The organism is Pseudorhodobacter sp. (assembly GCF_030452865.1).
Lineage (GTDB): Bacteria > Pseudomonadota > Alphaproteobacteria > Rhodobacterales > Rhodobacteraceae > Pseudorhodobacter.
The window spans coordinates 1-4,859 of record NZ_JAKDLJ010000285.1; the positions used below are offsets into that span (position 1 = coordinate 1).

4 protein-coding genes and 2 pseudogenes are annotated in these 4,859 nt (G+C 59.8%); 2 read left to right on the forward strand and 4 right to left on the reverse strand.

Going from position 1 to position 4,859, the window contains the following annotated elements; translation table 11 throughout:
* A partial coding sequence (locus L0H65_RS14625) for a catalase (RefSeq protein WP_301459784.1) occupies window positions 1-748 on the reverse strand: 748 nt, incomplete at its 3' end.
* Between the two features lie 97 nt (window positions 749-845).
* Here L0H65_RS14625 and L0H65_RS14630 point away from each other — a divergent pair.
* The gene (locus tag L0H65_RS14630; RefSeq protein ID WP_301459785.1) at window positions 846-1,781 is read left to right on the forward strand and encodes a LysR substrate-binding domain-containing protein; all 936 of its coding nucleotides are present in this window, start codon (window positions 846-848) and stop codon (window positions 1,779-1,781) included.
* Between the two features lie 27 nt (window positions 1,782-1,808).
* Here the strand turns inward: L0H65_RS14630 and L0H65_RS14635 are convergent.
* Window positions 1,809-2,497: pseudogene (locus L0H65_RS14635) on the reverse strand (aquaporin).
* A gap of 147 nt (window positions 2,498-2,644) precedes the next feature.
* Here L0H65_RS14635 and lipA point away from each other — a divergent pair.
* Window positions 2,645-3,595: a lipoyl synthase gene (gene lipA, locus L0H65_RS14640; protein WP_301459786.1), complete on the forward strand. Its 951-nt coding sequence runs from the start codon at window positions 2,645-2,647 to the stop codon at window positions 3,593-3,595.
* A gap of 3 nt (window positions 3,596-3,598) precedes the next feature.
* Here lipA and L0H65_RS14645 read toward each other — a convergent pair whose 3' ends face one another.
* Entirely contained in the window at window positions 3,599-4,672 is a 1,074-nt protein-coding gene (locus tag L0H65_RS14645) for an NAD(P)/FAD-dependent oxidoreductase (RefSeq protein WP_301459787.1), read from the reverse strand.
* Window positions 4,662-4,859 (reverse strand): annotated as a pseudogene (locus L0H65_RS14650) (hypothetical protein); the annotation flags it as partial. The pseudogene L0H65_RS14650 and the gene L0H65_RS14645, both read right to left, overlap by 11 nt.

Consider the following 4,859-nt stretch of genomic DNA (forward strand, 5'->3'; position numbering starts at 1 on the left):
CCTTGTCGATCGCGGGGAACAGGTGTTCCTGATAGCTTTCGCGCGTCTTGCCGATCAGGGTTTCAGCCTGCTGATTGGTGTAATTCTTGATTTCCTGCTGGCAGCGGAAATGGAATTTGACCCAGTGGCGCACGCCCGATGCGTTCCACATCGAATAGGTGTGGGAGCCGTAGCCATGCATATGCATCGGGTTCACCGGGATGCCGCGATCGGACATCAGGATGGTGACCTGATGGATACATTCCGGCTGCGAGGACCAGAAATCAAACATCGCTTCGGGCGAACGCATGTTGGTTTTCGGATGGCGCTTTTGCGTGCGGATGAAGTCGGGAAATTTGATCCCATCGCGCAGAAAGAAAACCGGCGTGTTGTTGCCGACCACATCCCAGTTGCCTTCCTCGGTGTAGAATTTCAGCGAAAAGCCGCGAACGTCACGTTCGGCATCCGCTGCCCCCATTTCGCCCGCCACAGTCGACCAGCGCGAAATGATGTCGCAAGTGTTGCCGACCTTCGAAAATATCTTGGCGCGGGTGAGGTGCGAAATATCATGGGTGACGGTAAACGTGCCGAGCGCGCCCCAGCCTTTTGCATGGACAACACGCTCCGGAATACGTTCGCGGTTCTGATGCGCCAATTTCTCGATCAACTGGTAATCCTGCAACAAGACCGGGCCGCGTGGACCTGCGGTCAGCGAGGTGTCGTTGTCGTCAATCGGCGCGCCGGCGGTGGTGGTGATGCGTTTTGTCATCTGCAAGACTCCTGCGGTTACAAGTTTGCCTGTACTATGGCGATTGTTTGGAATAATTATAAATCGGAAATTATGTCCATTACGATAAGAAATGCTGATGAATGTCACGCTGCGCCAACTGACTTACTTTCTCGCCCTCAGCGAAGAGCGGCATTTTGGGCGTGCTGCGGAAAAAGTATTTGTAACGCAACCGGCTTTATCCATGCAGATCAAGGATCTGGAGGCTGCTCTTGCTGCGCCATTGATTGTTCGTGCGCCTCGCGACATTCGCCTGACCCCGGCAGGAAGGGAGGTGGAGGCGCGGGCGCGGCGGATTTTGGCCGAGGTGGCGCAGTTGGAAGCGGTGGCGCGGCAACAGGGTCTGGTCGGCCATCTGAACATCGGGGTGATCCCGACCGTCGCGCCCTATCTGTTGCCCCGCGCCCTGCCGATCCTGCGTCAGACCGATATCACCCGCGATCTGCGTCTGCGCGAGGCGACGACCGATGTTCTGCTGGCCGCGATGGAACGGGGGCAGTTGGATGCGGTGGTCATTGCCGCGCCGAAAGATGCCGGCGGGCTGACCATCGCGCCGCTGTTCGAGGATCGTTTTCTGCTTGCGGGCCGGGCGGAACGACTGGCCGATATGCGCGCGCGGGTCGAGGATGTGCGGCCACTCACGCTGAACCCCGATCAGCTTTTGCTGCTGGATGAAGGCCATTGCCTTGCCGATCAGGCGTTGGAGGTTTGCGGTATGGACCGGCGGCATCAGCGAGTCGATCTGGGGGCATCCTCGCTGACCACGCTCTGCGGTCTGGTCGGGCAGGGCTTTGGCCTGACCTTCCTGCCGGAACTGGCGCTGGTGCAGGAATGTGCAGCGGTGCCGGATCTGGACAGGTTGCGTTTCGCCAGCCCCGAACCCGCGCGCCAGATCGTGCTGGCCTGTCCCGATGGATCGGGCGGCGCGTGGTTTGCCGAACTGACGTTGATTCTGCGTGGTTGCGGGAACGAACTGATCGCGGCGGCCCGCGCCCTCAGCCCGCTGGAGGTGTGAGACGGGGGTGCCCCGTCCCACCTGATTTCAAAAGCCCAGATTGCTGGTCAGCCGCAGTTTGTTGGCAATACCGGCCAAGGCACCACCAGCCAACGGGGCGGCGAAAAACAGCCATAAATCACCCAAAGCCTTGCCCCGACGAAAACCGCCGGGCCAAAGAACCGCGCAGGGTTCACGGATGCACTGGTAATATTGATGCCGGTCACGCGGATTGCGGTCAGCGTCAGGCCAATCGCCAATCCGGCAAAGTCGGCCGGCGCATCCGATTGTGTTGCGCCGAGGATAATGGTCACAAAGATGAAGGTCATGACAATTTCGAACACGAAAGCCGAAAGCGCGGAATATGCACCGGGATAGCCCGGACCATAGCCATTCTGTCCCAAGCCGTTTTGCACGAGGCTGTAGTCGGCCTTGCCCGACGCGATCAGCAGAATCACACCAGCGCCAAGCGTGGCCCCGATGAATTGGCGACGACATCGGTGATGAAATCGGATTTACTCATCCGGCCTGCGATGAAAACCCCCAGCGAGACTGCCGGGTTCAGATGCGCGCCGGCGATGGCCCCAAAACCCGTAAGCCGCCGCGACGATGGACAGACCAAAGGCCATCGCGATGCCTTGCATCCCGATTTTATCGCCCATCAAGACAGCAGAGCCGACGCCGAAAAATACGAGGATAAAGGTGCCGAGAATTCCGGCGATCATTTTCTTACACATTTTGATACTCACAAATGGTTTTGGTCACTGGTTAAACGTGTAAGCCAAGATAGGATGGGCAGCGTGTCGCAGCCTGCTCTGTCCGGTTGTCCTTGCATTGAAAACAGCTTATCTGATTGGAAATAGCCATGTCAGGGGGAACTTCGCTTGCGTGATCTCAAAATTCCGGACCAGCGCCACCCTGAAAAGGCGCATCGCGCCGACAATGCGCAACCGAAAAAGCCGGATTGGATACGGGTGAAGGCACCGACTTCGGCAGGTTACAAGAAGACCCGCGACATTCTGAAAGAGCAGAAACTGGTCACCGTCTGCGAGGAGGCGGGCTGCCCGAACGTCGGCGAATGTTGGGGGCAGGGCCATGCCACCATGATGATCATGGGCGATATCTGCACCCGCGGTTGCACCTTTTGCAACGTGGCAACCGGCAAGCCCAAGGATCTGAATGCGTTTGAGCCGGGGCGCGTCGCCCATGCGGTGCAGCAACTCGGGCTGAACCATGTGGTGATTACGTCCGTTGACCGCGATGATCTGGAAGATGGCGGGGCGGAGCATTTCGCGCAAACCATCCGTGCGATCCGGCACCGCAGCCCTGGCACCACGATCGAGATTCTGACGCCGGATTTCCTGAAATGCCCAGCCTCTGCGCTGGAAATGGTGGTGGAGGCGCGGCCGGATGTCTTCAACCACAACCTTGAAACCGTCCCCGGCCTTTATCCCACGGTGCGGCCCGGCGCGCGTTATTTCCACTCCTTGCGCCTGTTGCAGAGGGTGAAGGAGTTGGACCCCGCGATGTTCACCAAATCCGGCATCATGGTGGGCTTGGGCGAGGAGGGACAGGGCGTGCGGCAGGTGATGGACGACATGCGCGCGGCGGATGTGGATTTTCTGACTGTCGGGCAGTATTTGCAACCGACACCGAAACATCACCGGGTTGATCGGTTCGTAACCCCGGACGAATTCAAAGCCTATGAGAAAGCCGCCTACGGCAAGGGTTTCCTGATGGTTTCTGCCACGCCGCTTACGCGCTCCAGCTATCACGCAGGCGATGATTTCGCGCAGCTTCGCGCGGCACGGCTGGAAAAGCTCGGCCGGGCGTAGAGATCAGTCGCCGATAAAGCGCCGCATCGCGAAATGCGCCAGCGGCGGGAACCGGGTCGCGAGCCGCATTGCGCCTTGAACAAAACCTCGCGCCAGCGGGTTAGGTGATTGCAGCATGCGTCGCGCGCCCTCACTCGCCGCGATCACGCGCTTGGCCACGGCGTGACGGCGCGCGCTATAGCCGTCCAGCCCGTTGTTGCGCATCGCCTCTGCGAAATCGCAGGCATCTGCAATGCCAAGGTTCATCCCGCGCCCACCAACCGGCGAATGGCAATGTGCCGCGTCCCCGGCAAGGAATACGCGGCCATGGCGGTATTGCATGACCTGACGGATCGAAATGGTAAAGCTGCCCGCGCGGTGCAGCGTGGTGACCGGCATTGGCACCGGCAAAGCCGCCAGCGCATCCGGCAGGCTTGCAATCACCCGAAACCGGTTCGGTGCGAGTGGGACAACGACCGCGATATGACCTTGCGGCAGCATAAAGCCCTGAAACCAATGCGGATCGCGCCAATCGGGGCTGTCGACATCGGCGATGCTCCACAGGCCCGGCAAATCAAACCCCGGATAGTCAAGTCCGAGCGATTGCCGGGTCTGGCTTTTGACACCATCCGCCCCCAGAACATAATCGAAAGCCCGTTCTTCGCCCTTGATGGTTGCGATCACCTCATTCCCTGCCTGCCGCAACCCATCCAGCGCGGTATCGTAGCGCACCTTCGACCCAAACCGGTGCAGGGCGTCCGACAGCAGTGCCTCCGTGCGATCCTGCGGCAGCCCGTACACCTGCGATGACGCGTCAAACCCCATCGGCAAACGGCCAATCTGATGTGTGCCAACGTGAAACCTGATGCCTTCAAATGCAATCGCCTCAGTCAGTATCGCATCGGAAACGCCGGAGGGGCGGAGCAGGTCGAGCGAATGCGGCATGATCCCGACTGCGCGTGAAAACGGCGATGGTGTCGGGCGTTTTTCGATGATTTCAGGCGCATAACCCCGGCGTGAAAGCTCCACCGCTGCTGTCAAGCCGGTCGGTCCCGCGCCAACGATCAGAATGCGCGGTTTGGCGGGGTCAATCGACATCATCGCCGCCATCGGTGACCGGGGCCACCTTCTGCAAATAGGCGGCAATCGCGGCAGGGTCGCTTTCGGGCAGGCGGGCCATGTTTTCCACCACATGCGCCATATGGCCACCAACCGAGTCATATTCCGGCGTGAAACCGGTGGTCAGATAGTAGACCACCTCATCCGGCGTCCAATGCAGTTCTGC

Coding starts and splice junctions, on each gene's coding strand:
- L0H65_RS14630 (WP_301459785.1), top strand. CDS start 846: ATGAATGTCACGCTGCGCCAACTGACTTACTTTCTCGCCCTCAGCGAA.
- L0H65_RS14645 (WP_301459787.1), bottom strand. CDS start 4,672: ATGTCGATTGACCCCGCCAAACCGCGCATTCTGATCGTTGGCGCGGGA.